Origin of the sequence: Amycolatopsis regifaucium, from assembly GCF_001613935.1 — a bacterium.
Taxonomy (GTDB): Bacteria; Actinomycetota; Actinomycetes; order Mycobacteriales; family Pseudonocardiaceae; genus Amycolatopsis; species Amycolatopsis regifaucium.
Map to the genome: position 1 here is coordinate 275,707 of NZ_LQCI01000012.1, position 25,079 is coordinate 300,785.

The window sequence follows — 25,079 nt, forward strand, 5'->3', positions numbered from 1 at the left end:
GCCGCTACCCGTCGCTGACCGACACACCGCCTTCGACCGCGCCGCTCAGCGGGGCCGTGGCGCTCAATGTAGCCGCCGCCTCGTCCTTGACCCACTCGCCCTGGCGCAGCACCTTGGCCGGTCGCAGGTCGCGGTCGAGCACCACGACGTCGGCCGCGAGACCCGCGCGCAGCGACCCGGTCCGGTCGGCGATGCCGAGCAGTTCGGCAGGCCTGCCGGAGGTCGCGCGGACGGCGTCGAGCAGATCGATACCCGCGCCGCGGACGAGGTTGCGGAAGGCCGCGTCCATGGTCAGCGTGCTGCCCGCCAGCGAGCCGTTCCCGGCCAGCGTGGCGACGCCGTCGCGGACGTCGACCTCGAGGCGGCCGAGGATGTAGCTGCCGTCGGCGGCGTCGGTGGCCGACATGGCGTCGGTGATGAGCACCGTCCGGCCCTTGCCGGCGTGGTGCGCGGCCAGCCGCAGCACCGTCGGATGCACGTGGACGAGGTCGCAGATCAGCTCGACGGTGATCCGCTCGTCGTCGAGGAGTGCGCCGATCGGGCCCGGTTCGCGGTGGTGGAGCGGGCGCATGGCGTTGAAGAGGTGCGTCGCGACGGAGGCGCCGGCGTCGATCGCCGGGATGATCTGGTCTTCGACGCCGTCGGTGTGCCCGATGGCGGCGATGACGCCCGATTCGGCCAGTTGGCGGACCGCCTTGAGCCCACCGTGCAGTTCGGGGGCGAGAGTGACCATCCGGATGTCACCGCGGCCCGCGGTCAGCAACGCGTTGACCGTCGCCGTGTCCGGTTCGATCAGCGTCGCCGGGTCGTGTGCGCCGCAGCGCGCCTTCGAGATGAAGGGTCCTTCGAGGTGAATGCCGGCAAGTTCACCCTCTTGGACCAGCTCTCGAAGGGCCGCGATCTGGTCTCGGAGCACCGGAATGGGGTCCGAGACGAGACTGCCGAGCATGGTCGTGGTCCCGTGTCGCCGATGCGCGCGGACGGCGCGGAACAGCTCCTCGGGGTTCGCACTGGAGAACGACCCGCCCCCACCGCCATGGCAGTGGGTGTCGATGAAGCCCGGCACGACCAGGCACCCATCGACTGGGACGCGGTCGATGTCCGGGGGTGTCCCGGACCCGACTTGGACGATCTTGCCGCCGGCGATCGCCAGCCAGCCGTCGTCGAGTACACGGTCCGGGGCGACGACCCGGCCGCCCACGATCACGAAATCTCCGGCGCCTCTCACGCCCCCCAGCATATATTGGTCTGGACCAAGCATGGCGGCACAACCCAGCGCTCGAGAGTGAGGCCGGGTCTCAGTTCGGCGACTGCATCGCTTTCTGCAGTGCCTCCAGCGCCCGGCTGGCGGTTGACTTCACGGTACCTTTCGAAATACCGGCGGCCTCGGAGATCTCGGCCTCACTCAGCCCACCGTAGTAACGGAGTACCAGAACTTCACGCTGACGCGGGGGCAGTTTGGACAAAGCGCTCACCACGGCCTGATGTTCACTCGACAGCATGGCGAGGCTTTCGGCCGAACGCGCGTTGACCGCGTGCGGCGCGACGTACTCGCGAGCGGTCTTGCGGCGGCGCAGCACGCTGCGTGATCCGTTGACCACGGCGGTGCGCAGGTAGCCGACGGCCGCGGCGGCGTCGCGCAGGCGCCCCCAGTTGCGGTGCAGGCCGGTGAACGCCTCCTGCACGACGTCCTCGGCGGTGGCCGGTTCGTCCACGAGCAGGATGGCCAGCCGGACGAGCCGCATCCGATGCTGACGATAGAGATCCTCAAGGGTCAGTGGTGCCGCAGGCGGCGGTGGCGTGACCGGTCCGTCCATGGTGCGCAGATGGCCGAGGGTCACCTCGACACTGCGTTCCGCGTTGCCCTCGAGCATGTACCCCTACCTGTTCATTTACCCCTTTGATGCACAACCTGTGCGTGGCGCTCGATCAGCGTATCGGGTGGGGCGGGAGTCCTGCCTGATCGGTTCCTGAGAAGCTGGGGCGTCTGTCGGAACGACCCTTGGAGACGTCGATGGCCTGGTTCCTGGTGGAGATCACGTACGTGCGGGAGAAGCTCGAGGACGTGCGCCCGCGGCACCGGAAGTTCCTCTCCGACCTCGCCGACCAGGGCGTCGTCGCGCTCGGCGGCCCGCTGGGCGACGGCTCCGGCGGCATCTCGATGTACCAGGCCGCGGACGAGGCGGCACTGCTGGAGATCATCGACCAGGACCCCTATCACCTCGAAGGCGTCGTCGCGAAGCGGACCGTCCGCGAGTTCAAGCCGGTGATCGGCTCCTGGCTCCCGGAGGAAGCCTGACGGCTCAGAGGTCGAGGGTGACCGGCTCGCGTTCGACGCAGACCCGGACGCGGGCGCCGGTCACCGTCGGCAGCTCGCAGGTCCCGCAGAACCCCTGACGGCACGAATACGCGATACCGGGCACGGTTTCGCGCAGGACGTCGAGTGTCGTCCGGTCGGCGGGTACGTCCAGTGTCACGCCGCTGCGGGCCAGCGTGACCCGGAACGGTTCGCCGCCGACGATCGGCGGTGGCGAAAACCGTTCGAAGAAGACCGGGCCGGACGTGCGCAGTGCCGCGTCCGCCCGCACGCCGACGATCATCGGAACCGGGCCACAGCAGTAGATCGGCGCCTGTTCGGGCATGCCTTCGAGAAGTTCCGCGCCCGAGGCGGGGACGCCGTATTCGGTGTCCGGCCGGATCCAGACCCGGTCGCCGGACAGCGTTGATGAGCTCTCGGCGGGAAAGAGTGCCTCGATCTGGGCCAATTCCTCCAGGAACGGCATCGAGGCCCGATCGCGGCCGGTGTAGACCAACCGCCAGTCCGCGCCGGAGGCGGCGGCCTGCCGCACCATCGGCAGGATCGGCGTGATCCCGATGCCGCCCGCGACGAACAGATACGACGGACTCGCGACGAACGGGAAGGCGTTGCGCGGTCCGCGCACGGTGACGCGCGCGCCCTTCTTCAACCCGTGCACCGCCGTGGATCCTTCGCCGAGCAAGCGGACCCCGACGCGGTACACCGAGCGGTCGTCCGGGTCGCCGCACAGCGAGTACTGACGGACCAGCCCCGGCCGCGGTGAGAGGTCGACGTGCGCGCCGGGCCGCCAGCGCGGCAGAACCTCGCCGCGTTCGGGCACCAACCGCAGGCTGACGACGCCTTCGGCTTCGGCGCGGACATCGTCGACCACGAGCGGGAGATCACGGTCGACGGCGAGGACCGGGGGACGACGGCGTCCGCTCACCCCGCTGAGCCTGCGGTACACCGCGACGACCCCGGTCAGCGTCGCCATCAAGCGGTCGGTCCGCCCGCTGCCGTCGAGCCGCAGCGGGCGCGTCATCGTGGTTCGTCGGCGGCCAGCGCGGCCGGGGAATTCGCGAGATACGCGACGGCCTGATCGGTGTCGCCGGTTTCGGCCGGGTGATAGGACTTCCGGAAATACGGCAGGATTTCGCGCCCCAGCTGCCTTCCCGATGGCAGCAGCCCGAGCTTCGCGACGCGCAGATATGTCCGGAAACTTGTCTTGCCCGGCCGGGCCGGGTCGTTGCGCATCAGGAATCTGGTGCCCCGCAAGAAGACCCACGCGAGCACCGGGGTCACCACGATCATGCTGCGCACGCGTCGGCCGTAGCGACCGTCGAGGTGCATGAACAGGTCGAAGGCGACAGAGCGGTGCTCGACCTCTTCGGCGCCGTGCCAGCGCAGGAGATCCAGCATCGTCGGATGGGCACCGGCGGCGTCGAGCGCTTCGGCGTCGAGGATCCATTGGCCGAGGAAAGCGGTGTAGTGCTCGATCGCGGCGACGATGGCGAGCCGTTCGATCAGCCATTCTTCACGGCGCTTGGCCGACAGCGGGCGATCACCGAGCAGGCGGCGGAACATCCATTCCATCTGCGCGATGAACGGCCGGACGTGCACACCGGCCGCTTCGAGGTGTTCGGCGGCACCGTCGTGCGCCTCGGCGTGCATGGCCTCCTGGCCGATGAAGCCGAGGACGTCTTCCTTGAGCCGCTCGTCGCGGATCAGCGGCACGGCCTGCTTGAACACCTCGACGAACCAGCGTTCGCCTTCCGGCAACGCCAGATGCAGCACGTTGATCGTGTGCGTCGCCTGCGGTTCGCCGGGGATCCAGTGCATCGGCAGCGATCCCCAGTCGAACTTGACGTCGCGTGCGTGCAGGACGATCTGCTCGTGGTCCGTCACGAGGCCCGCCCGCTGAGTTCGAAGTCGCTCGGGTCGACCTTGCGGGTTTCGAGCCAGTAGCGCCAGGTGAACCCGGGCCAGATCGTGCGGTTGACCCCCTTGGCGTCGAGGTACCAGCTCTTGCAGCCACCCTGCGTCCACACGCCCTTGACGAGCTTGTCCTGGATCTCGCGCTGGAACTTCTCCTGGACACCGGCGCGAACGTCGAGCGCCTCGGCACCGCGCGAGTCGGCGAGCTTGATCGCGTCGACGACGTAACGTGCCTGCGATTCGATCATGAACACCACGGAGTTGTGGCCCAGCGCGGTGTTGGGGCCGAGGAGGAAGAACAGGTTGGGGAAGCCGGACACGGTGATGCCCTTGTGCGTGCGCATCCCCTCGGTCGCCCATTCCTTGGCGAGGTCGCGGCCGTCGATCCCGGTGATGTCCAGGTATTCCAAGGCATCCGTGACCTTGAACCCGGTGCCGTAGATGATCGCGTCGACCTCGTGCTCGACGCCGTTGCCGTCGACGACGCTGTGCGCCTTGACCTCGCGCACGCCGTCGGTGTTGACGTCCACATTGGACCGATTGATCGCCGGGTAGTAGTCGTTGGAGATCAGCACCCGCTTGCAGCCCATGGTGTAGTCGGGGGTGACCTTCTTGCGCAGCTTGGGATCCTTGATGGCCTTGCCGATGTGGCGCTTCGCGATCACTTCGCCGGCCTTCATGATCGCGGGGTGGCCGTTGAAGCCGACGGCTCGCACTTCGAGGAACCAGTAGAGCGCGTTGCGGTAAAGCCGCTGCACACCGGGAATGCGGCGGAACGCGGTCTTGGCCCAGCCGGGCATGGCGTGGTCGGGCTTCGGCATGATCCACGGCGGGGTGCGCTGGAACAGCGTCAGTTCGTCGACCTCCGGGGCGATCCGCGGGACGAACTGGACCGCGCTGGCGCCCGTGCCGACCACGGCGACCTTCTTGCCGCGCAGGTCGTATTCGTGGTTCCACTGCGCGGAATGCCAGGTCTGGCCCTTGAACTCCTCGATCCCGGGCAGGGTGGGGAGCTGCGGGATGTGCAGGCCCCCGACGCCGGAGACGACGAACTGGGCCTCGATGTCCTTGCCGGTCTTGGTGTGGACGTGCCAGCGGCGCGTGGTTTCGTCCCAGGTGGCGCCGGTGAGTTCGACGCCGAACCGGATCTTGTCGCGCAGCCGGTACTTGTCGGTGACGTCCTTGAGGTACTGGAAGATCTCCGGCGCCGGCGAGAACGACCGCGACCAGTCGGGGTTCTGCTCGTAGGAGAACGAGTACATGTGGGACTGCACGTCGCAGGCGCAGCCGGGGTACGAGTTGTCCCGCCACGTACCGCCGACTTCGTCCGCCTTCTCCAGGATGACGTAGTCCCGGATTCCGGCTTTTTCGAGCTGGATGGCCTGGCCGAGCCCGGAGAACCCGGTGCCCACGATCACGACCTTGAATCGCTCGGTCATCTGGCAATCCTCCACTTCGAGGCGTTCGTGCCCAGATGACGTTACCGGAAGTAACAGTTACTTGCTAGTACTACCTACCTGTCAGTATGTCCCGCCGAGCTTCGTGTGATCCCAGCTCACGATCTTGGTCGGGGTGAAAATCAGTCCGATCCGCTTCGGGGCCTGCTTGCCGATGAAGCCGGAGAGCTCTTCGGGTACGGGGTCTCCGGACTTCGCGCCCGCGTAGCGCTGCATGAGGTTGATGCCCATCTGGGTGACCACGGCCGTATCGGTGATGACCTCGACATCGGCTTCGAGTGAGACCCCGCGCAGCTTCTCGTAGCTGTCACCGTCCTCGATGAGCACGGTGGCGCGCGGGTCGCGCTCCAGGTTCTTCGCCTTCTGGGACGTGCCATAAGTCCAGGTCGCGACGCCGGACTCGTACGGGTAATACCAGAGGGGCGCCAGATGGGGACGGCCGTTCGGGCCGATCGTCGCGACGTTGATGACCTTTTGCCCGTCGAGGAACGCGGCGAGCTCGTCGGGCGTCATGCGGATCTGGTCGCGACGCGACATGCGTGGTCAGCCCTTCTTCGTGGCGGCCCGGCCTGCCTGGCCGGTTATGGAAGATTCGTACGCGCCGCGCCGCTCGATGTCCACGAGTGCGGCCGCGTCGGCCTTCTTGATCCGGCTCTTCGCGCCGATCTCGATGATCGGCGGCAGGAACGCGCGGATCAGCTTGAGGCCGCCGACCCAGCGGGGCACGTGGACGGTGCGGGCGCGTTTGTTGATCCCGGTCTGCAGGTGGTCGAGCGCGACGGACAGCGGGTAGGTCTTGCCGAGCAGGCCGGGCATGCCGGTGCGGAGCTTGCCGAAGACCGGGTGCTTGTCGGCGCTTTCGACGAGGTCGGTGCGGATCCAGGTCGGGTGCGCGACACCGACCTTCACGCCGAGGTGGGCGACTTCGGCGCGGAAGCTGTTGCAGAACGCTTCGACGCCCGCCTTCGCGGCGGCGTAGTTGGCCATGCCGGGCGCGTGGGTGATCGCGGCCAGCGACGAGATCGCGAGCAGGTAGCCCTTGCGGTCGATGACATGCGGAAGGGTGACGCGGAAGGTACGCCACACACCCAGTAGGTCGACCTCGATGACCTTCTCGAAGGCGGCCGGGTCCACCGATCGGACGAAGCCGGAAGTCGCGATGCCGGCGTTCGCGATGACGATGTCGATCCCGCCGAAGTGTTCGACGACGCCCGCGGTGGCGCGTTCGAGGTCGTCCCAGCTGGTGACGTCGGCTTCCCAGGCGTGGGCGCCGGCGCCGATCTTGTCGGCGACGGCCTTCTGTTCCTCGGCTTCGATGCCGACCAAGGCGACCTTCGCGCCCTGTGCGGCCAGGCGCTCGGCGAGCCCTGCGCCGATCCCCCGGGCGGCGCCGGTGATCAGGACGACCTTGCCGTTCACGCTGTTCTTGGCCACGTTGCCTCCTCGTCCGAGCCTTACGGCATTCGGACGGTACCCCAACCTACCCGGAGTAAGCTACCCACAAGTAAGTACGCGTTTCGTCCTCTGAACGCGGTAGTTGGAGTGCGAACCACCGCATTCAGAGGACGAAACGCAGGGGAACTCAGGCCGAGGCGGAGGTGAGGGCCTCGACCTCGTCGGCGGTGAGGGTCAGGCCGGCGGCGGGCAGGAGGTCGTTCAGCTGCTCGACCGAACGGGCGCTCGCGATGGGCGCGGTGACGGTCGGCTGGGCGAACAACCACGCGAGCGAAACCGCCGCGACGGACACGCCGCGCGAGGCCGCGATCTCGTCGAGTGCCGACAGGACCCGCTCGCCGCGCTCGTCCAAATAGGACGAAGCGCGGGCGGCACGCGGACTGTCGCCGATGTCCTCCTTCGACCGGTACTTCCCGGCAAGAAAACCCTTGGCCAGCGCGAAATACGGTAGGACGCTCAGGCCTTCACGCTCGACCGTCGGCGCCAGGTCGCGTTCGTAGTCCCGCTCCACGAGGTTGTAGTGCGGCTGCAGCGCGACGAACTTCGCGAGACCTTCGCGGTCCGAAATGGACAGTGCTTCGCCCAGTCGTTCCGCGGAGTAGTTCGACGCCGCCACGTAGCGCACCTTGCCCGCGCGCACGAGCTCGTCGAAGGCACGCAGCGTCTCTTCGATCGGGGTCTCCGGGTCGTCGATGTGCGCGTAATAGAGGTCGATGTGGTCGGTCCGGAGCCTGCGCAGCGAGTCCTCGGCCGCCGCCGCGATGTTCGCCGCCGACAGCCCCTTCCGCTCCTCCCACATCCCGGTCTTGGTGGCGATGACGACGTCGTCGCGGCGGCCACGCTTGGCCAGCCAGTCGCCGATGATCGTCTCGGAGCCGCCACCCGAATAGAGGTCGGCGGTGTCGATGAAGTTGCCACCCGCCGCCGTGTAGGCGTCGAGGACGGCGAAGGACTGCTGCTCGTCCGCGGTCCAGCCGAAGACGTTCCCGCCGAGGTTGATCCCCCGGACATCGAGGTCGGTGTTGCCGAGTTTCGCCATACCTCGAACTTAAGGGAAGACATCGGCGGAGGCAGGCGTTGCCTCGGGTCATGGGAATCGAACTCGGCAGGATCGGCATCTGGCAGCTCGAAGGCGTGCTCACCCCTGAGCTCGCGCGTGAAGTGGAAGAACTCGGCTACGGCGCCATCTGGATCGGCGGCTCGCCGTCGGGTGACCTCGCGAAGGCGGAGGAGCTCCTCGACGCGACGAAGTCGATCAAGGTGGCCACCGGCATCGTCAACATCTGGCAGGACGACGCGGCCACGGTCGCGGAGGCCTACAAGCGTGTCGCCGCGAAGCATCCGGACCGCTTCCTGCTCGGCGTCGGCGCCGGGCACCGGGAGCACACCGCCGAATTCAAGAAGCCGTACACCGCTCTCGTCGAGTACCTCGACGCTCTCGACGCCGCGGGGGTGCCCGTCGAAGGCCGCGCGCTGGCCGCTCTCGGCCCGAAGGTGATCAAACTCGCAGGAGACCGCACCGCGGGCGCCCACCCGTACCTGATGACGCCGGAGCACACCCGTCAGGCGCGCGAGATCCTCGGCGAAGGACCGCTGCTCGCGCCCGAGCAGAAGGTCGTCCTCGAAACCGACCCGGAGAAGGCCCGCGCCATCGGGCGAGGGACCGTGAAGTTCTATCTCGGCCTGGTCAACTACACGAACTCCCTGCGCAAACTCGGTTTCACCGACGAGGACCTGGCAGGCGAGGGCAGCGACAGGCTGGTCGACGCACTGGCCGTCCACGGCGACGCCGAGACGGTCGCCCGCGGTGTCACCGCGCACCTCGAAGCCGGAGCGGACCACGTGAACATCCAGGTACTGAACTCCGACCCGCTGCCGGTCTACCGGGCGCTCGCCGGCGTCCTTCTCTGATACGACGGCTGTAGGCACCTCCCGGCCGACCTCGTACGATGCGGCCGAGAGGTGCACCAGCCTGCTTCGAGGAGGAGTAAACGATGCCCATCGCCACCCCCGAGGTCTACGCGGAGATGCTCGACCGGGCGAAGGCGAACGAATTCGCCTACCCGGCCATCAACGTGACTTCGTCGGAGACCCTGAACGCCGCGATCCGCGGGTTCGCCGAGGCGGAGAGCGACGGGATCATCCAGTTCTCCACCGGCGGCGCGGAGTTCGCTTCCGGCCAGAAGGTCAAGGACATGGTGACCGGTTCGGTCGCGCTCGCCGAGTTCGCCCAGGTCGTCGCCGCCAAGTACGACGTGAACGTCGCGCTGCACACCGACCACTGCCCGAAGGACAAGCTCGACGGCTTCGTCCGCCCGCTGATCGAGATCTCGGCCGAGCGGGTCAAGAACGGACGGCACCCGCTGTTCCAGAGCCACATGTGGGACGGCTCCGCGATCGACCTCGACGAGAACCTCGAGATCGCGCAGGAACTGCTCGCCAAGGCCGCGGCCGCGAACATCATCCTCGAGGTCGAGATCGGCGTCGTCGGTGGCGAGGAAGACGGCGTCGAGGCGGAGATCAACGAGAAGCTGTACACCGCCGAGGGCGACTTCCTGAAGACGATCGACGCGCTCGGCTCCGGCGAGAACGGCCGCTACCTGCTGGCCGCGACCTTCGGCAACGTGCACGGCGTCTACAAGCCCGGCAACGTGAAGCTGCGCCCGGACGTGCTGAAGGGCGGCCAGGAGGCGGCGTCGAAGAAGCTTGGCCTCCCGGCCGGGTCGAAGCCGTTCGAACTGGTCTTCCACGGCGGTTCCGGCTCGCTGCCGGAGGAGATCCGCGAGGCGGTTTCCTACGGCGTCGTGAAGATGAACGTCGACACCGACACGCAGTACGCCTTCACCCGCCCGATCGCGGACCACTTCTTCAAGAACTACGACGGTGTCCTGAAGATCGACGGCGAGGTCGGCAACAAGAAGGTCTACGACCCGCGCAGCTACCTCAAGGCCGCCGAGGCCGGCATGGCCGCGCGCGTCGTCGAGGCCGCGCAGTCGCTGGGTTCGGCGGGCAACAAGCTCTCCTGATTAGAACGCATTTAGTCCTCTAAATGCGGAAGTACATGAAGGCCCCCTTCACTGCGTCTAGCGCAATGAAGGGGGCCTTCATGTACTTGTGAGGCTCAGCTTGCGGTGACGCGGCGCTTCGCCAGCAGCGAGTCCACCGCCCGCGTCCCCGGCCCGGCGGCGGCCCACAGCGCCCCGACGCCGACCAGGCAGACGGCGGCCGTCCAGTAGGCGACCGGCGGCGCCGACTCCGTGTGCGCGTCGCCGAGGATCCACGGCCGGAACTGCGACTGCACCCACAGCATCCCGTAGCCGAAGGCCGTCACCAGCAACGCGCCGGTACCCGCGGTCAGCAGTGGATGACCACGGCCGATGCGGAACGCCAGGTCCACCGCGAGGCCGACGGCGAGCAGGTAGAACGGCACGGTCGAGATCGGGAAGCCCATGCCGAGCAGCAGCGGCCACATCACCAGGCGGTAGGCGAGGTAGGCGGCGGCGACCGTCGTCCCGGCCCAGCGGAAGCCGGTCGTGTACCGCGCCAGCGCGAAGATCAGCGCCATCACGCCGATGCCCCACAGCGGGTAGACCCAGTCGGCGATCGGCATCGTGAAGTGCTCGACGGCCACCCGGTCGACCGGGTGCCCGATCTGGTTCGCGGCGAAGTTCAGCAGTTCGGGCTCGGCTTCGGGCGCGCCGCGTTCCCAGGCGCGCAGGCCGAGGATGCCGTATTCCTGCTGGCCGTTCGGGAAGAACGTGTTCTCCAGGAAGAACGCCCACAGTCCGATCAGGACACCGGTGCGCGTCCGGCCCGGCTTGGCGTACTTCAGCCAGCCGATGATCACGCCGGCCTGCATGATGCCCGTGCCGATGTAGAGCATCATGTGCGACGGGCTCCACGCGGTCAGGTCGAGGCCGTTGACGCGGTGGTTGATGACGTCCAGCGGCGCCGCGATGAGGAAGACCACGAGCCCGACCTGCATCAGCCGCAGCGAACGCCGGTCGGCGCCCATCCCGGTGTAGCTGTGGATCGCGACGAGCACCATGATGATCACCGTGCCGACGGTGTTGATCAGGTGCGGCGGGGCGAGGTCGTCCCGGAGCCACATGAAATGCCACGACATGTCCCAGGAGGAGCCCACCAGCTTGAAGGCGAACGCGGCCAGCCACATGCCGTAGCAGAAGTTCAGCACCCAGTCCGGCGTCGCCTGTCCCGGCGCGCCGCGGTGCCAGTGGAGCTTGAAGAACAGCCTGGTCTTCGCGATCGGGCTGCGGGGGATGACACCCGGCGAAAGGTCCCCGGTCACTTCTGTCGCCTTTGTCATACGGGCCATCTTCCCTGCTCCAGGTCACGGGACGGGCATTCGGGGTCGAAAATCGGGGTTCACCCGTAGGGGTGGCGGATTTGCGATCAGCGGGCGGAGCAGGGCAAGGTGTGCCGCCATGATGCCGAAACGACTTGTCGCGGCGGTACTCGTCGCCGCCCTGGTGCTGGCCGGCGGAGGCATTCTCGGGAGCCTGTTCTTCTAGAACTCGGCTGTCGGCACAATGGCCAGCATGACGAACCTCCTCGGCCCTCAGCCGACGCACCTTCCCGAGCACACCGCCGCGCAGGCGGCGCTGGACGCCGGGAGCGACCCGGCCGCCGTCGCCGCCGAGCACCCCGACTACAGCGAGGCGTGGGCCGCGCTCGCCGAGAAGGCGCTCGAAGCCGGTGAGACCGTCGCCGCCTACGCGTACGCCCGCACCGGTTACCACCGCGGCCTCGACCAGCTCCGTCGCGCGGGCTGGAAGGGACACGGCCCGGTGCCGTGGTCGCACCGCCCGAACCAGGGCTTCCTGCGTTCCTTCGCCGTCCTCGGCAAGGCCGCCGGAAAGATCGGCGAGACCGAGGAGTACGACCGCTGCCGGACCTTCCTCAGCGACTCGGACCCGGCTGCCGCGGAAGCCACCGGCCTCAAGTAGCGCGCTATGAAGGACGCTTTCATCGCAGAATTTGCAATGAAAGCGTCCTTCATAGCACTTGGTGACCCCTAGAACAGCCCGCAGTTCCCTGGAGCAGGCAGCCCCGCGAAGCGCCCCTCAAGCCAAGCGAAAGCCTCCGGGAAGGCCCGGATCGCCCCACCCACATGCGTCGGAACCAGCGAAGTCGAGAACTGCACCTTCGCCCCCTTCGCGCACCACGAGCGCGCCATGGTCCGTCCCTGCGGGTAGGGCACGATGTCGTCCAGCGCGCTGTGGACGACCAGCGTCGGCGCACCGGGCTTCCGCGCCCCGATCAGCTGTTCGCCGACCCGCGTCTTGTACGGCTCCTCGCCGAGGTACGCGGTCACCGGCCTGCCGTCGTTGGTCAGGTTCTTCGACTGCGTGAACGCGTGCGCGAAGATCGCGTCCCCGGTGCACTCCTGCTTGACCTTCTCGAACGCCTCCTTGCCCTTGGCGTTGAGCAGGTTCGGGATGTTCAGTTCCGGATAGGCCGCGTCCATGCTGACCAGCGTGAACCCGAGGAATCCGAACGCGTAGTGCCCGTCGATGTTCTTGCCGACTTCGGCCAGATCCGCCGGGACGGCGCCCGCGTACGAGCCTTTCAGCTTGAGTTCTGGAGCGTACGACGGCTGAAGTTCGGCGGCCGACGCCGACGCTCCGCCGCCCTGCGAGTAGCCCGCGGTCGCGACGGGGCCGTTGTCGGGAAGGTTCGCTTCGGGCAGTCGCTGGGCCGCGCGGATCGAGTCGAGGACGGCGTTGCCCTCGGCGACGCGGTTGACGTAGGTGTGGACGCCGGGGGTGCCGAGGCCTTCGTAGTCAGTGACGACGATGCCGTAGCCGCGAAGGAGCAGCCCGGCGATGAAGGGCCCTTCGTACTCCATGCCCGCGGCGAGCGCCTTCGACGGCGCGCACTGGTCGCCGACGCCCTGGGTTCCGGCCGCGTAGCCGACGACCGGTCGTTCGCCGGGGCCGGTCCACGCCTTCTTCGGGGTGAGGACGGTGCCGGTCACGGCGTTGGGCCTGCCGTGGGTGTCGGTGCTGCGGTACATGATCCGCTGGACGTCGGCGTCGGCCTTGATGAGCTTCACGGGATCGACGTAGAAAGTGGACGGTTCGTGCCGGATGATGTCGCCGGGAGCACCCGCTGGCAACGGCGACGGGGGATCGTAGAAGGACGGGGCGGCGACGGCCTGCGGTGCCCCGAAGGTCAGCAGTGCCGTGACGGTGGCCGCTGAGACGGCGGCGGACACACCGCGCCGGGATCCTGGACGCATGCTTGCTCCTCGTTGAGCACAAACATTTTCGACAGAGGTGTCGAAAAAGAGAGTCAGTGAGGTGGCGCACGATGTCAAGCCCCACGCCGAGAGGGCGGCCCCGCAAGCTCCCGATCGGCGAGCAGCGCGCCCGGGTATTGAGCTCGGCGGCCGGGGTTTTCGCCGCGCACGGCGCGCAGGCCGCGACGATCGAACAGATCGCCCGCCGGGCCGGCGTGTCCCGTCAGGCCGTCTACGAGCAGTTCGGTGATCGCACGACGCTGTTCGCCCAGGTCGTGGCGGACGTCGAAGAACGCGCCTTCGAGGCGATCGGCGCGCCCGCCCTCGATTCTTCGCAGCCCGAACTCCGGTCGTGGGCGCGCGCCAACTACGCCAACATGTTCGCCTTCGTCGCGGCGAACCCCGAGGCGTTCCCGGTCCTGCGCGAGGCGGAACGCATGGGCGATCCGGCCCTCACGCGGCTGCGAGAGCGTCTCGCCGGCGTCTACACCGAGGCGAGCAGGCAGCGCTGGGCCAGCCACGGCGTCGAGTCGGGCCGGGCGGACAAAGCACTGGTCACCCTGTTCTTCGCGATGACGGAAGCGCTCGTCCAGGCGAGCTGGGACGGTGAGCCGCCCGACGCGGACGCGCTCATCGACCTGCTCACCGAATTCACCGTCGGAGGCGTGGTCCGCCTTCGGACCGCGGCCGCCGACGTGATGGAACGACTGAGGTAGCTAAGCGACGGCCTCCAGCGCGGGCTCTTCGACGGTCGCCGTCAGGTCCGGTGAGGACACGACGCGGTTGCGTCCGTTGCGTTTCGCCGCGTAGACCGAAGCGTCGGCCGAAGCCATCACCTCTTCGATCGTCCTGCCGTCGAGCGGGAAGGTCGCGACGCCGACGGACGCGGTCCGCTGCTCGATGACCACCTGGTTGCCTTCGTTGTCCTGGGTCTTGATCACCATCTCGCTGATCCGCTGGCGGATGCGCTCGGCGACCGCGACGGACTCCTGCTTCGACGACGATGTCAGGAGCACGACGAACTCCTCCCCACCGAACCGGCCGGCGAGGTCCTGCGTCCGGGTTTCGGCCTTGACCAGCGCCGCGACCCCCTTGAGCACGTCGTCGCCCGCCAGGTGGCCATAGGTGTCGTTGATGCTCTTGAAGTGGTCGAGGTCGATCATCAGCGCGCCGAGCTGGCCGTTCTCGCGCTCGGCGCGGGCGACCTCACGGACGGCGCCCTGCTGCCAGGTGGTGGCGTTGAGCAGCTGGGTCTTCTGGTCGGTGGTGGCGAGTTGTTCGAGCTGCTTGATGAGCACCGAACGCTGCAACAGGTACAGCGGCAGGAAGACGAGCAGGACGAGCACCGGCTGATGCGGCAGCACGGCGAGCACCAGCGCGCCGATGCAGACGGTGGAGGCTTCCAGGATGTTGTCGTCCCAAGAGCCGAAAAGAGTCTGGACCGAAGCCTTCGTCGGCGCCGCGAAATAGAGGCCGATCCCGGTGAAAACGGCGTTCATCAGAAAGAACGCCAGGCCGGCGGCGCAGATCGACGTCACCGATTCCGGGGCGGCCCCGACCACCTGCACGGCGGCCCAGGCGGCGAACGCGGTGAGCGTCATCGATGTGGCGTTCGCCACAGTTCGGTGTGGGTTGACCGTCCGGAGGCCCGCCCAGCTGCGGTATCCGAGGTGCAGATAGATCACGGCCACGAGAAGCGCGGTGAGCTGCGGCGGAAGCAGGATCGCGCCGGGCAGCACCCAGACCGAGGTCATGTTGATATGCGGGGTGACGCTCATGCTGCGCCGCTGCCGCTCGATCCGGCGGGTCGCCTCGGTGTGCGCGATGGCGAGGCCCGCGAGCAGAAAACACAGCAGGACCTGCGAAGACGTGATGGAGATGGATGCGGCGAAGACCCCCGTCAGTGCCAGCATCGCCGCCACGGAAAGCCCGGTGTAGGCGATCCAGTGTTCAGGCCTCTTCCACAGCTCCCACGTCGCTACCGTGAGAGCCGAACGATGTCCAGCGCGTTCCTCCGATGTGATCATCTTTCCCCCTGACTCTTGCGTCATTCTCCGAAACCCCCTACTTACCGACAGCTTCCACCGACTTGCGGGCTGTCGACAAGCTCCCTAGGTGTGTACTTTTCTCTGAGAGGTCGAGGGAAAGGTGCCAGCGATGGCCGGTAGGGATCAGTGAACTGGGGCGCAGGCCAGCGGGCCGCGCGAGTGAGCCGGCGCGTGGAACACCTCAATGTTCCGCGCGTGCGGCGTCTTTCTCCTGCCAGCTGTCCGGATCTTTGGTGAGGTTCCGCCACCAGCTCAGCGCCAGTGGAATCGTCAGCACCAATCCCGCAAGTCCGAAGACGCCGACCGTCGATTGCGAGCCGATCTGATCGGCGAGGATGCCGCCGATCAGCGGGCTCACGCCCATGGTCGTGGTGAGGCCGGTGTTCGAAAGGCCCATCACCTGAGCCCTGCTCTCGTCCGGCACTGCCAGCGTCAGTGACGCCGTCGCCTGCATGAGCGCGACAGTGCCGAAGCCACCGCAGACCACGAACAACACGATCGACGTCGCCGGGCCCGGCTGCAGGAAGCACAGCAGCAGCGGGATCGCCGTGAGCGCCGAAAGCGGTCCGATCAGTTTCGGCCGGATGTGCGCCGGCACCCAGCGCGAGTAGATGTACGCGCCGATCACACTCCCGAGTGGATCGGCCGCCAGAAGCAGGCCGATGACCTGCGGCCCGCCTCCCGCTGCCTCGACGTAGGGCGCCGCGATGCCTTCGTACACCGGCAGCAGGCCCATCAGCCAGGTGAACAGCAGCAGCGCGCGCAAGCCCGAGCTGGCGAACACGATCTTCCCGCCAGAGCCGATCGACGCGAAGAACGACTTGCGCTTCTCACCCGTCGCCGCGGCCGGGCGGGCGGCCAGCCCGAGCCGGACGAACAGCGCCGAGATCAGGAACGTGACCGCGTCCAGCGCGAGGGCGAGATGGGGTTCGAGCGCGGTCAGCAGGAAACCGCCGCCGGCGAACCCGGCCAGCTGTGCCGATTGGACGGTCATGCTGCGGACGGCCATGCCGACGACGAACCGGTCGCCTTCGAGGATCTGCGGGAGCAGCGCCAGCTGGGCGGCCTTGAACGGCGGGTTCAGCAGCGAGACGGCGCCGACGAGGACGCACAGTACCCAGAACGGCAGCACCGGAACGGCGACGAGCGCGATCAGCGCCGCCCGCAGCAGATCCACGACCACCATCACGGTCCGACGGGGGAAGCGGTCCGCGAAACCGGTGAGGAAGATGCCGCCGAGCAGCGACGGGGCGTAGGTCAGCGCGTAGGTGAGGCCGGTCAGGGTCGCCGAGCGGGTTTCGGTGAAGACGAGGACCGAGAGCGCGACTCTGGCGAGTTGATCACCGAAGATCGAGAAGAGTTCGGCGAACCAGAGCGAACGGAACTCGGCTACCCCGAACACCTCGCGGTAAGTGACCCGTCCGGCCGAAGCCATGCTGCCCCCAATAGGGTCCTTATGATGCGACAAACTCGTGACCGAGAGTAACGTGGTCACGAGCTCGTCACGAAGCGTCATTCGTTCACGTAAGTGTCTCCTGACTGTTGGTGATTGGCTAGGTTCTTTCGCCGGGTTTCTGGGGTCAGAGATCTTTTTCGAAGGCGAATAGCCCGGCATCGGCGGGATCGACCGCGTCGGTGGCGAAATTCCGGTAACCGGTACTGCGGTACAGACCAGCGGCTTCGGGCTGTTTGGGGCCTGTCGTCAGGAAAATCCGGATGTAGCCACGTTGTTTGGCTTCGGATTCCAGCTCCGCGACGACGAGCCGCGCGAACCCGCGCCGCCGGTGCGCGGAGTGGGTCCAGACACGCTTCAACTCCGCTGTGTGATCGTCGTAACGCTGGAACGCGCCGCCGACGGCGCTGACGCCATCCGCCAAACGGATGAGCAGTGCGCCATCCGGGGGAGTGAACAAGTCGGCCGGGTAGCGGTTGATCTCCGTAGTGTCGCCGGATTTCGAACTCAGCCATCGACCGCGCGCACTTCCCGGGCCGAGGCCGCCTTCGCGACGTCGCGCTTGGCGACTTCTTCGCGCACGATCGGGATGACGTGGCGGCCGAAGTCGATCGTGTCGCCGAGCATGTCGTACCCCCGCGCCGAGAGGATGTCGACGCCGAGGTCGTAGTAGTCGAGTAGGGCTTGCGCGACGGTTTCGGGCGTGCCGACCAGCGCGTTGGAGTTACCGGCGCCGCCGGTCGCGGCCGCGGTGGGGGTCCACAGTGCCCGGTCGAAGCGTTCGCCCTCGGCGGCGACCGCGAGCAACCGCCGCGAGCCGGTGTTCTCCGGATTCGTCAGCGAATGCCGCCTGGTCAGCTGCTTGCCTCCACCGGTCCGGGCCTTGATGGCGTCGACCGTGCGGTACGCCTTCTCCCAGGCGAGTTCCTCGGTCGGCGCGATGATCGGGCGGAACGCGACCTGGATCCGCGGGACGTCGGTCCGCCCGGCCGCCTTCGCCGCGGCCTTGACGGACTCGATCTGCTCGGCGGTCTGCGCGAGCGGCTCGCCCCAGAGGCAGAAGATGTCCGCTTCGGCCCCGCCCGCCGCGTACGCCGCCGGAGACGAACCGCCGAAGGAGACGCCTGGACGCGGCTGCTGCACAGGAAGGGCATCGAGGACGAAGTCGGCGAAACGGTAATGCTCGCCTTCGTGGTCGAAGGACTCTTCCGACGTCCACGCCCGCTTCACGATCTGGATGTACTCACGCGTGCGTGAATAGCGCTCGTCCTTCGTGAGGTAGTCGCCTTCGCGCTGCTGCTCGTGGTCGCTGCCGCCGGTGATGAAGTGGACGGTGAGCCTGCCGTCCGAGAGCCGGTCCAGCGTGGCGAACGTCTTCGCCGCGAACGTCGGATACGAAACGTTCGGCCGGTGCGCCAACAGGATCTGGAGTTTGTCGAGCTTCGTCGCGACGTATGCCGCCGCCTGCGCCGGGTCCGGCCCGCTGGAGCCGTACGCGAACAGCACGCGATCCCAGCCGAAATCCTCGTGCGCCCGCGCGAGACGCAGGGTGTAGTCCTTGTCGAAGACGGCTCCCGAGCGCGGACGCGTCTCCGAACCGTCGTTTGTGCCTCCGATACCCAGGAATTCGACCGGCATCGTCCGTCCCTTTCCGTGGTGTCCCCCGATCGACGAGTACGCCCGTTCTCCTAGCTGTGGCAACGAGTTCCGCTCTTTGAGAACCCGCGCAGGCACCGGAATCCCGGCGTAGCTTCGGCTTCGTGAGTGCCGCAGACCTCCCCTACGTGCTCGCGGTGGTCGGTGCCGGTCCGCGCGGGGTGGGCGTACTCGAACGGCTCGGCGCGAATGCCGCAGAGCTGCTCGGTGAACGGCGGCTGGTGGTGCATCTCGTCGATCCGTTCCCGCCCGGCGCCGGACGGGTCTGGCGGTACGAGCAGTCGCCGTTGCTGCGGATGAACTCCATGCCGGAGGACGTCACGGTCTTCACCGACGACACGGTGAAGATCGACGGTCCGATCCGGCCCGGCCCTTCGCTGATCGAGTGGGTGCGGCTGGTCCGCGAGGGCGCGCTCGACGTCGGGATCGACGACAGCCTGCGTGTCGAACTCGAGGCACTGCAAAGTGATCACTTCCCGACACGACGGTTGCAGAGCGCCTATCTCTCCTGGTTCCACCGCGAGGTCCGGGCGGGGCTCCCGGCCGGGATCGAGGTCGTCGAGCACCGGACCCGCGCGGTGCGGCTCGAAGACGGCGAGCCGCAGTCGCTGTGGCTGGAGAACCGTGCGGAACCCCTCGGAGTGGACGCGGTCCTGTTCACCGTCGGGCATCTCGACGCCGAACCGGACCGGCGCGAAACCGAACTCGTGGATTTCGCCGCACGCCACGGCCTCGCGTACTACCCGGCCGGCTACACCGCCGACGTCGACTATTCGGCCATCGAGCCGGGGGAAACCGTACTGGTGCGTGGTTTCGGCCTGGCGTTCGTCGATCTGATGCTGCTGCTGACCGAAGGTCGTGGCGGCCGGTTCGAAGAACAGGCGTGCGGCGGGCTGAAATACCATCCCAGTGGGGCCGAGCCCGTACTGCACATCGGATCGCGTCGCGGAGTGCCGTATCACGCGAAGATCGGCTACCGGTTGCGGGGGAAACCGTTGCAGCTGCCCAGATTCTTCGACGCGTACGCCATCGAAAAGCTCTGCGCCATCCCTGGGCCCCTCGATTTCCGCCGCGATGTCTGGCCACTGATCTCGAAGGAGATCGCTGGGCCTACTACAGCGAACTGTTCACCGCCCACCCCGAACGGGTGCGCATGGACTTCGCCGTCTTCGCCGACGCCTTCGCGGACGCGGCACCCGGCGAACTCGCCGCGCTGGTGGCGCGTGCGGTCCCGGCACCGGACGATCGGCTCGATCTCGACCGGCTCGACCGGCCGATGGCGGGCGTCCGGTTCGGCACCGCCGAGGAGTACGGCAAGGAACTGCGCGAATACGTCGAAGCGGATCTGAGCCGCCGGGCGGACGCCGAGTACAGCGCGGATCTGGGTGCCTTCATGGCGTTGTTGTCGGTGATGGGCCAGTTACCCGCGCTGCTGCAGACCGGACGACTGGACGCCGCCTCACAACTGTCCGATTTGGACGGCTGGTTCCTCGGCTTCTTCTCGTACTTCGCCAGCGGTCCGCCGCCGCGACGGCTCGAAGAACTGCTCGCGCTCCAAGAAACGGGACTGGTTTCCTTTCTGGGCGCCGAAATGCGAGTGGTGGCCGATGAGAAGCGCCGGATGTTCGTCGCCACCGGCGCGAGCTTCCCCGGTGAGACCGAGGCACGGACGTTCGTCGAGGCGCGGCTGCCGGAACCGAGCATCACGCGTGCGTCCGATGCCCTCTTGCGACAGTTGCGTGACGACGGCGAGCTCGCCGAGGAGGCTGTGCTCGACACGGTCACCGGCGACAGGCTGCTCGCCGGCCGGATCCACACCCGGGTCTCCGACGGCAGGATGCTCGACCGCGACGGCCGCCCGCACCCACGCCGGTTCGCACTCGGCCCGCATACGTCGGCGCGGTCCGCCGGGGCGTTCACGCGTCCCCGGACCAACGCGCTTCCCTTCCGGCAGAACGACTCCGTCGCCCGGGAGATCCTGCGCCTCGCCGCCACGCGCCTCACGCCGGAAAGTCCGTGAAGGCCTCCTTCCCTACTCTCAGGGTAGGGAAGGAGGCCTTCACGGACCCGCCACGCTCGGGACTAGCGCGCGGCGAACTCCTCCAGCCTCCGCACGACCTCGGCGGGCGACGGCATGGCGGCGATCTCGTGCCGCAGCTCGGCCGCGACCTCACGCACCCGCCGGTCGTCGAGGAGCGTCTTGGCTCGCTCCTCGACGGCGGCCGCGGTGATCTGGTCCCCGACCAGCGCTCGCCCGGCGTTCGCCGCCTCCAGCGATTCGGCGTTGACGAACTGGTCCGCGCCTTGCGGCAGCACCAGTTGCGGCACCCCGGCCGACAGCGAGCCGAGTACGGTCCCGGTGCCGCCGTGGTGCACCACGAGATCGGCCCGCGGCAGGACTTCGGCCTGCGGTACGAATCCGGTGACGTGGACGTTCGCGGGTACCTCGCCCACGGCGGCCGGGTCGCCGGGGCCACGGGCGACCAGGACGTCCACGGGCAGCCGGGAAAGGCCGTCGATCGCCGCACGCAGCACGTCCATGGCACCGAAGGCGACCGTGCCCAGCGTCAGGTACACCAGCGGCCGGTCGCGGCCGTCGAGCCACGACGGGAGGGTGCCGGGTTCGTTCCACGGCACCGGCCGCAGCCGGAAAAGCGTGGGGATGCCCGCCAGCCCAGGATCGCGGAGACTGTCCGGCCACAGGTCGATCCCGGCGTCGCCCAGCATCAGGTTCGCGGGTGTCGCGCCGTCCCACAGCGGCGCGAGCCGGTCGGCGGCGATCGTCCTCAACTCGGCGGGCATCGAGCGGCCGATGACGTGGGACAGCACCGGGATCCTGGCCCGGCGGGCGGCGGTGGCCGCGCCGATGTCGCTCATCTCGTAGACGACCAGATCCGGCCGCAGTTCGGGGAGCAGCGGGGTCAGGTCGGCGATCGTCGCCTGCGGCAGGATCTCGCCGAACATGGTGAGGACGACCTCGAGCGGGTTGTCCTCACCATGTCTGCGGGTCGCCTCGTCACTGGCGGTTTGGATCGATTCGCCGACCTTGTACGTGTCGAAGCCGAGCGCGCGGACCTTGTCCACGAAGGTGTCACCGGTACCGAAGACCACCTCGTGTCCCGCGTTCCGGGCGGCGATCGCGAGCGGCATCAGCGGGTACAGGTGGCCATAGGCCGGGCGGCACGAGAAGAGGATGCGCACGTGACCGAACTTACTGGTTTTCCCAGACCCGCGAAGGCAGTTCTTCGCGCACGATCGGGATGACATCCGAGACGAAGAGTTCCAGGACGTCGCGCGCCTCGTCCGACGTCAGCGGCCGTGGTCGGCCCACCGCCGCCGGTAGTGGTCGATCAGGTCGGCGTACGGAACTCGCCGTCCCAGGTCACCCTTCCTCCAGGAAGAGGCGGCGCAGCAAGGCGAACTTCGCTTCGAGGCCGAACAGCGGGAAGCGCCGTGGATCGTTGCCTTGCCGATCATCAGTTCCAGCCGTCCGCCGGAAAGCTGGTCCAGCGTCGTGTAGTCGCAGCAAGAAAAGTACGTGAAGGCCCCCTTCATGTACCTAGGCGCAAGGAAGGGGGCCTTCATGTACTTACAGAGTTCAGCAGCGGTTGAGCATGTCCGTCAGCGCGGTCTTCTCGGCCGACTTGACGGTGAGCTTGTACTTGTACTTCACCGTGGTCCACATCTTCGCGTAGGTGCACCAGTAGCCGACGGCCGGCGGTTTCCAGGCGTCCGGCGACTTGTCGCCCTTCTCCTGGTTGACGTTGTCGGTGACGGCGATCAACTGCGGCGCGCTGAGGTCGTTGGCGAACGCCTGCCGCTGCGCGGTGGTCCACGACGAGGCCCCGGTGCGCCACGCGGCGGCGAGCGGCACGACGTGGTCGATGTCCACATCGGACGCCGCGGTCCAGGTGGCGCCGTCGTACGGACTGAACCAGCTGCCGGAGACGGCGGCGCAACTGCTGTCCTGCCGCACGTTCGTACCGTCCCGCTTGAGCACGACCTCACGGGTGTTGCAGCTGTTGCCTTGGTCGGACCAGTGCGGGAACTTGTCGCGGCTGTACCCGGTCGACGAGCCGTCCGGCTGGACGCTCAGCGCGGCGAGCTGCGTCTTGGCGGTGTCGGCGGACGGGATGCCCGGCGGGGTCGCTTCGGCGACGCCGACGACACCGGCCGAGACGAGCGCCGAGACGGCGAGAACGGTGAAGGAGCGACGAACAGCAAGCGCAGTTGGCATATTGCTGCCTCCGTGTCAGGTTTGAGGACCTGGTCACCTTGAGGGACGGAAATGACCCACGCAACACCGTCGAGTGACACCCTGCTGGACATTTGTGAACGTCGCGTGACCACCACCCTGCATTTCGTCCTCTAAACGCGGTACTTGCGTGTGCAACTACCGCGTTTAGAGGACGAAATGCGCAGGTGGGTGGCTCGTACGGGCTACACCAGCCCGCGGACCAGCCGGAGATCCTCGGTGTGGCGGTACCAGGTCCACCGGCTCATCGCGCGCGGGTGGACGACGCCGTCGCTGCTCGGGCGGGTCGGGATGCAGCCGAGCTGGAACGCCCGCGCGTACTGCGTGGAGGGCCGCTTGAAGAGCGTCCCCTTGGTCACCCGGACCATCAGTCCCGGCCCGCTCGCGTCCGGCTCGACCTCGATCGAACGCGCCGGGCCGCGCAGGACGGTGTGCTCGTCGCAGTAGGCCACCCCGCGCACCATGCCGACCACGCCGCGGCCGACGAGTACGCCGCCGGTGTCGTCCCGGATCAGCGGCACCGGGTCGACCTCGCCGCGCAGGGCGAGCCCGAGGGCGCGCAGCGGCTGGGTCGGCAGGCTCCAGATGCGGGCGACGTCGGAGTCCGGCGACGACGGCACGAAGCCGAGCGACACGCCGGAGAGCTGTTCCTTTCGTAACAGTCGAAGCGCGACCGCCGCCAGATCGGCGTCGGTGCCCGCGACCACGAGGTGATCGTGTTCGCCCAGCAAGGGGTCGATATCCGCCTTGCCGGGACGGCTCGGGACGCGCACCATTTCGACGTCGTCGATCTCCGGCAGGGTGGGCTCGCCCTCCGGACAGACCACCACTATTCCGCGCACCCGAAGGCCCTCCGTTACGCTCATGCACCGGCATTTACCAGCGCCAAACCACAAGTCGCCGAACACCTGGAGTGTCACATGCCGGCCATCGTGCTGATCGGGGCCCAATGGGGGGACGAGGGCAAGGGCAAGGCCACCGACCTGCTCGGCGACCGCGTCCAGTGGATCGTGCGTTACCAAGGCGGTAACAACGCGGGCCACACCGTAGTCCTTCCCGACGGGCAGAACTTCGCCCTCCACCTCATCCCGTCCGGGATCCTCACCCCGGGCGTCACCAATGTCATCGGCAACGGCGTCGTCATCGACCCCGCCGTGCTGCTCGACGAGCTCGCCGGGCTGGAGGAGCGCGACGTCGACACCAGCAAGCTGCTCATCTCCGCCGACGCGCACTTGATCATGCCGTACCACGTCGCCATCGATAAGGTCACCGAGCGTTACCTCGGCAGCCGCAAGATCGGCACCACCGGCCGCGGCATCGGCCCCTGCTACCAGGACAAGATCGCCCGCGTCGGCGTCCGCGTGCAGGACCTGCTCGACGAGAAGATCTTCCGGCAGAAGGTCGAATCGGCACTGGAGTTCAAGAACCAGGTGCTGGTCAAGGTCTACAACCGCAAGGCGCTCGACGCCGACCAAGTCGCCGACGAGGTGCTGGCCGCGGGCGAGAAGTTCGCGCACCGCATCGCCGACACGCGGCTTCAGCTCAACCAGGCCCTCGAACGCGGCGAGACGGTGCTCCTCGAAGGCTCGCAGGGCACGCTGCTCGACGTCGACCACGGCACCTACCCGTTCGTGACGTCGTCGAACCCGACGTCCGGCGGCGCCAGCGCGGGTTCGGGCATCGGCCCGGGCAAGATCACCACCGTGCTGGGCATCCTCAAGGCCTACACCACACGTGTCGGCTCCGGCCCGTTCCCGACCGAGCTGGACGACGAGTCCGGCGAGTACCTGCGCAAGCAGGGCGGCGAGTTCGGGGTCACCACCGGCCGCTCGCGGCGCACCGGCTGGTTCGACGCGGTCATCGCACGGTACGCGGTGCGGGTCAACGGCATCACCGACTACTTCCTCACCAAGCTGGACGTGCTGTCCGGGCTGGAGAAGGTGCCGGTGTGCGTCGGCTACGAGGTCGACGGCTTCCGGACCTACGACATGCCGATGACGCAGACCGACGTGCACCACGCGCTGCCGATCTACGAAGAGCTGCCGGGCTGGTTCGAGGACATCTCGGGGTGCCGCACCTTCGAGGAGCTGCCCGCGAACGCGCGTGCCTACGTCGAGCGCCTCGAGGAGCTTTCCGGTGCGCGGATTTCGGCGATCGGCGTCGGTCCGGGCCGGGAGCAGACGATCGTGCGGCACCAGTTCGTCTGACGCCCTTACGCGTGAGATGAAAGGCCCCTTCATCGCAAAATTTGCGATGAAGGGG

The 25,079-nt window shown here is 67.8% G+C and carries 23 protein-coding genes and 1 pseudogene; 7 read left to right on the forward strand and 17 right to left on the reverse strand.

What is annotated here, in order from left to right:
• Positions 1-4: 4 nt before the first annotated feature.
• The gene (gene nagA, locus AVL48_RS15780; protein WP_061981840.1) at positions 5-1,207 is read right to left on the reverse strand and encodes an N-acetylglucosamine-6-phosphate deacetylase; all 1,203 of its coding nucleotides are present in this window, start codon (positions 1,205-1,207) and stop codon (positions 5-7) included.
• Positions 1,208-1,298: 91 nt separating this feature from the next.
• Entirely contained in the window at positions 1,299-1,874 is a 576-nt protein-coding gene (locus tag AVL48_RS15785) for a SigE family RNA polymerase sigma factor (protein ID WP_061981841.1), read from the reverse strand.
• A gap of 140 nt (positions 1,875-2,014) precedes the next feature.
• On the opposite strand from AVL48_RS15785, the gene AVL48_RS15790 reads away from it, so the two are divergent.
• Positions 2,015-2,299: a YciI family protein gene (locus AVL48_RS15790; RefSeq protein WP_061981842.1), complete on the forward strand. Its 285-nt coding sequence runs from the start codon at positions 2,015-2,017 to the stop codon at positions 2,297-2,299.
• Positions 2,300-2,303: 4 nt separating this feature from the next.
• Here AVL48_RS15790 and AVL48_RS15795 read toward each other — a convergent pair whose 3' ends face one another.
• The 6 genes from AVL48_RS15795 to AVL48_RS15820 all read right to left on the reverse strand — a co-directional run bounded on the left by AVL48_RS15795 (position 2,304) and on the right by AVL48_RS15820 (position 8,182).
• Entirely contained in the window at positions 2,304-3,338 is a 1,035-nt protein-coding gene (locus AVL48_RS15795) for a PDR/VanB family oxidoreductase (RefSeq protein WP_061981843.1), read from the reverse strand.
• A complete protein-coding gene (locus AVL48_RS15800; RefSeq protein WP_061981844.1) occupies positions 3,335-4,201 on the reverse strand; it encodes a metal-dependent hydrolase in 867 nt (288 codons plus the stop codon). Before AVL48_RS15800 ends, AVL48_RS15795 begins: the two co-directional genes overlap by 4 nt.
• A complete protein-coding gene (locus AVL48_RS15805; protein WP_061981845.1) occupies positions 4,198-5,670 on the reverse strand; it encodes a flavin-containing monooxygenase in 1,473 nt (490 codons plus the stop codon). Before AVL48_RS15805 ends, AVL48_RS15800 begins: the two co-directional genes overlap by 4 nt.
• Before the next feature lie 81 nt (positions 5,671-5,751).
• Positions 5,752-6,225 (reverse strand): pyridoxamine 5'-phosphate oxidase family protein, encoded by a 474-nt coding sequence (locus AVL48_RS15810; RefSeq protein WP_061981846.1) that lies wholly within the window; start codon positions 6,223-6,225, stop codon positions 5,752-5,754.
• A gap of 6 nt (positions 6,226-6,231) precedes the next feature.
• Positions 6,232-7,122 (reverse strand): SDR family oxidoreductase, encoded by an 891-nt coding sequence (locus AVL48_RS15815; protein WP_061981847.1) that lies wholly within the window; start codon positions 7,120-7,122, stop codon positions 6,232-6,234.
• 148 nt (positions 7,123-7,270) lie between these two features.
• Entirely contained in the window at positions 7,271-8,182 is a 912-nt protein-coding gene (locus AVL48_RS15820; RefSeq protein ID WP_061981848.1) for an aldo/keto reductase, read from the reverse strand.
• A 50-nt stretch (positions 8,183-8,232) separates the two neighbouring features.
• Between AVL48_RS15820 and AVL48_RS15825 the strand changes: the two genes are divergently transcribed.
• Together AVL48_RS15825 and fbaA are read left to right on the forward strand one after the other, a co-directional pair.
• Entirely contained in the window at positions 8,233-9,054 is an 822-nt protein-coding gene (locus tag AVL48_RS15825; protein ID WP_061981849.1) for an LLM class F420-dependent oxidoreductase, read from the forward strand.
• An 83-nt stretch (positions 9,055-9,137) separates the two neighbouring features.
• Positions 9,138-10,169 carry a class II fructose-bisphosphate aldolase gene (gene fbaA / locus AVL48_RS15830; RefSeq protein WP_061981850.1) on the forward strand — a complete coding sequence of 344 codons (1,032 nt, stop codon included), beginning with the start codon at positions 9,138-9,140 and terminating at the stop codon, positions 10,167-10,169.
• Between the two features lie 95 nt (positions 10,170-10,264).
• On the opposite strand, the gene AVL48_RS15835 is transcribed toward fbaA, so the two are convergent.
• Entirely contained in the window at positions 10,265-11,470 is a 1,206-nt protein-coding gene (locus AVL48_RS15835) for a hypothetical protein (protein ID WP_061981851.1), read from the reverse strand.
• A gap of 232 nt (positions 11,471-11,702) precedes the next feature.
• Between AVL48_RS15835 and AVL48_RS15840 the strand changes: the two genes are divergently transcribed.
• A complete protein-coding gene (locus tag AVL48_RS15840; RefSeq protein WP_061982000.1) occupies positions 11,703-12,110 on the forward strand; it encodes a DUF3151 domain-containing protein in 408 nt (135 codons plus the stop codon).
• Positions 12,111-12,178: 68 nt separating this feature from the next.
• Here the strand turns inward: AVL48_RS15840 and AVL48_RS15845 are convergent, their stop codons facing one another.
• Positions 12,179-13,405: a lipase family protein gene (locus tag AVL48_RS15845; protein ID WP_061981852.1), complete on the reverse strand. Its 1,227-nt coding sequence runs from the start codon at positions 13,403-13,405 to the stop codon at positions 12,179-12,181.
• A 71-nt stretch (positions 13,406-13,476) separates the two neighbouring features.
• On the opposite strand from AVL48_RS15845, the gene AVL48_RS15850 reads away from it, so the two are divergent.
• A complete protein-coding gene (locus AVL48_RS15850; protein ID WP_061981853.1) occupies positions 13,477-14,121 on the forward strand; it encodes a TetR/AcrR family transcriptional regulator in 645 nt (214 codons plus the stop codon).
• On the opposite strand, the gene AVL48_RS15855 is transcribed toward AVL48_RS15850, so the two are convergent.
• From AVL48_RS15855 to AVL48_RS15870, 4 genes are all read right to left on the reverse strand, one after another.
• A complete protein-coding gene (locus AVL48_RS15855) occupies positions 14,122-15,432 on the reverse strand; it encodes a GGDEF domain-containing protein (protein WP_082857650.1) in 1,311 nt (436 codons plus the stop codon).
• A 202-nt stretch (positions 15,433-15,634) separates the two neighbouring features.
• Positions 15,635-16,888 carry an MFS transporter gene (locus tag AVL48_RS15860; protein WP_061981854.1) on the reverse strand — a complete coding sequence of 418 codons (1,254 nt, stop codon included), beginning with the start codon at positions 16,886-16,888 and terminating at the stop codon, positions 15,635-15,637.
• Between the two features lie 145 nt (positions 16,889-17,033).
• The gene (locus tag AVL48_RS15865) at positions 17,034-17,366 is read right to left on the reverse strand and encodes a GNAT family N-acetyltransferase (protein WP_061981855.1); all 333 of its coding nucleotides are present in this window, start codon (positions 17,364-17,366) and stop codon (positions 17,034-17,036) included.
• A 47-nt stretch (positions 17,367-17,413) separates the two neighbouring features.
• A complete protein-coding gene (locus AVL48_RS15870; protein ID WP_061981856.1) occupies positions 17,414-18,544 on the reverse strand; it encodes an LLM class flavin-dependent oxidoreductase in 1,131 nt (376 codons plus the stop codon).
• 146 nt (positions 18,545-18,690) lie between these two features.
• Between AVL48_RS15870 and AVL48_RS15875 the strand changes: the two are divergent.
• Positions 18,691-20,582 (forward strand): annotated as a pseudogene (locus tag AVL48_RS15875) (FAD/NAD(P)-binding protein).
• A 62-nt stretch (positions 20,583-20,644) separates the two neighbouring features.
• Here the strand turns inward: AVL48_RS15875 and AVL48_RS15880 are convergent.
• The 3 genes from AVL48_RS15880 to AVL48_RS15895 all read right to left on the reverse strand — a co-directional run bounded on the left by AVL48_RS15880 (position 20,645) and on the right by AVL48_RS15895 (position 23,683).
• On the reverse strand, positions 20,645-21,763 hold the full coding sequence (locus AVL48_RS15880; RefSeq protein ID WP_061981857.1) for a glycosyltransferase: 1,119 nt from the start codon (positions 21,761-21,763) through the stop codon (positions 20,645-20,647).
• A 397-nt stretch (positions 21,764-22,160) separates the two neighbouring features.
• Positions 22,161-22,799, reverse strand: coding sequence for an HNH endonuclease family protein (locus AVL48_RS15890; RefSeq protein WP_061981859.1), 639 nt, complete (start codon positions 22,797-22,799; stop codon positions 22,161-22,163).
• A 203-nt stretch (positions 22,800-23,002) separates the two neighbouring features.
• Positions 23,003-23,683: a hypothetical protein gene (locus tag AVL48_RS15895; protein ID WP_244162618.1), complete on the reverse strand. Its 681-nt coding sequence runs from the start codon at positions 23,681-23,683 to the stop codon at positions 23,003-23,005.
• Between the two features lie 54 nt (positions 23,684-23,737).
• On the opposite strand from AVL48_RS15895, the gene AVL48_RS15900 reads away from it, so the two are divergent.
• Positions 23,738-25,024: an adenylosuccinate synthase gene (locus tag AVL48_RS15900; protein WP_061981861.1), complete on the forward strand. Its 1,287-nt coding sequence runs from the start codon at positions 23,738-23,740 to the stop codon at positions 25,022-25,024.
• Positions 25,025-25,079 lie beyond the last annotated feature (55 nt).